Genomic DNA, 1,942 nt, shown 5'->3' on the forward strand with positions numbered 1-1,942 from the left:
AAAAGAAAAGACGCTTGCGGGGGTGTGTCTGTCGCTCCTCGGGGCTTCGCCCCTCGTCCCGACAGACACACCCCCGCCATTCTCATCTAGATTGTCGCGCTGTTCTCACCTTGATTGTCGCGCAGCAGTTCTGTCGCCTATCGCCCGGCCCGCGATCCAGCGCCCGACCATAGGCCTCACCATCCGGGTCATGCCCGCCGTGTTCAAATGGCAACCGGTCGTCATCGAACCCGGCGAACCACGAGGACAGATCAATCTGACCCATGCAGCCTTCCGCTACCCCGACCCCTTCGACAGCGACCGCAACCTAACACCGGCGTGCCGCGACTTCGTCATGCAAGCCGTTCGAGATGCAGCCCGCCGTGATGCACGGAAGATGTGGATCACATGGCCCGATCGCAGCAGCACAGCATTCATCGGCCCAGACCTGACGCCGACCCATCAACCGTCATCGTAAGGAAGCAGCATGCCGAAAGGCTCAACACGTGGTCGCCGAGCCCCGACCAATGCTCCCGCCCACGATGATCCTGAACGATGGGTCGAAAGCGTCATTGCCAGCCTTCCGGCACGCTCAACGAAGGATCGGGAAGCGTTGCTAAAGGCTCTCGTCGACGGTGACGCGCTGCCGCCCGAGACGCATCCTGTAAGCGGCACCATCTCCCCGAAAACATCAAAAAAACAACTGCTTGAGCAACAGCCTCGTGCCGATTGTAGCCCGCTGGTGTCGCCCATCACCTTTGCGGACCATGGGTTAAACGACTCTAATCGCGCACAAAATGGCAAGGCAAAGTGAGATCGGCTGACCTATCAGCCGATCAAGGACTACATGTGCAGATGTGAAAGATCGAGATCAGGATAGATGATGGCGGACATCGCCGCGTAGAGTAGCCGTGGACTGTAACCTTGCCCATAAGAATCCGCGACAGCACCAGTGCCTGTCGAGGTAGTCCATCCACCAAGCGTGAGCGCAATATCACGATCGATCTTTGCCTCACGCAAACCGTCTCGGAATGTGTGCCTGAACGCATGGAAGCATGTTCGCTCTTTTGCGGCGTCGCATGATATCAAAAATCTTGCGAACCACTTTGAAAATTTTCCAGAATAGAGGCCTAAAGAATCTATAGTAAGGTCGGGAAACAATCGCTCATCTTTTGCTCGTCGACGATCACGGACGTATTCTGCAAATCCGATACGCAAAAGCTCGGGATGCACGGGCACCACGCGGTAACTCGCCGCAGTCTTCAGACTCTTCCCATCCCCTTCCGTTGCCGACACCACGAAGCAGAGGATGCCATCCAGTTCACGCGCGTCGTTGGTCAGCATCTGGCAAATTTCCCCTTGCCGGAGGCCGCCCCACAACGCCACCAAAGGTATCCAGAATCGTGACCTTCGAGGCCGATTAACGCCGGGACAAGCGTATCCGTTTTCATCGTCGCGGCACCCTCTGTAGAGGGGAGCATCAAAGATACGTTTTAGTTGCCATGATTCAAATGGAAGCCGCTTGTCGCGTGCCATGCGGGTGTCCATCACTCGCAGTCCGCGTGTAGGATTCCGATGGATAATCTCTTCTTTGACAGCCCAGTTGAATAAGCTCGACAGCTTATTCATGTATTCATTGATGTTGGCGACGCTCATTCCTGCATCGCCCCTTGCCTCCGCCGCCTCAGCGATCTCTCTTGGGGATAAATCCGGCCACCGCTTCCTCGCATTTGGAGGCAGCTTTTGAAGCACAGCAAGAACGTCTCTGCACTCGTCTCTCGAAATCAACCCGAAGCGCCTCTCGCAACCGAGAATGGCGGCGATCGTGGCAAACGTGTAAGCGTCTGCTCACCACCGTCGCGATAAGCAGTTTATCGATCGTTCCTTCCTCGCCGGCCGGCCCATTGCGGATGTAGTCGCCTTGGGTGATGCTGCGGCATGAGCGACGATAACCTCAAGTGGC

Annotated in this window: 3 protein-coding genes; 2 read left to right on the plus strand and 1 reads right to left on the minus strand. The window is 56.6% G+C overall.

What is annotated here, in order from left to right; translation table 11 throughout:
- Positions 1 to 457 (plus strand): hypothetical protein (locus NZL82_RS19735; protein WP_261271386.1); only part of this gene is annotated, 457 nt, incomplete at its 5' end.
- Positions 458 to 466: 9 nt separating this feature from the next.
- Positions 467 to 793: a hypothetical protein gene (locus NZL82_RS19740; RefSeq protein WP_261271387.1), complete on the plus strand. Its 327-nt coding sequence runs from the start codon at positions 467 to 469 to the stop codon at positions 791 to 793.
- 29 nt (positions 794 to 822) lie between these two features.
- Here the strand turns inward: NZL82_RS19740 and NZL82_RS19745 are convergent, their stop codons facing one another.
- Positions 823 to 1,635, minus strand: coding sequence for a site-specific integrase (locus NZL82_RS19745; protein WP_261271388.1), 813 nt, complete (start codon positions 1,633 to 1,635; stop codon positions 823 to 825).
- Positions 1,636 to 1,942: the final 307 nt, after the last annotated feature.

The organism is Sphingomonas sp. LC-1 (assembly GCF_025371035.1).
Lineage (GTDB): Bacteria > Pseudomonadota > Alphaproteobacteria > Sphingomonadales > Sphingomonadaceae > Sphingomonas > Sphingomonas sanguinis_E.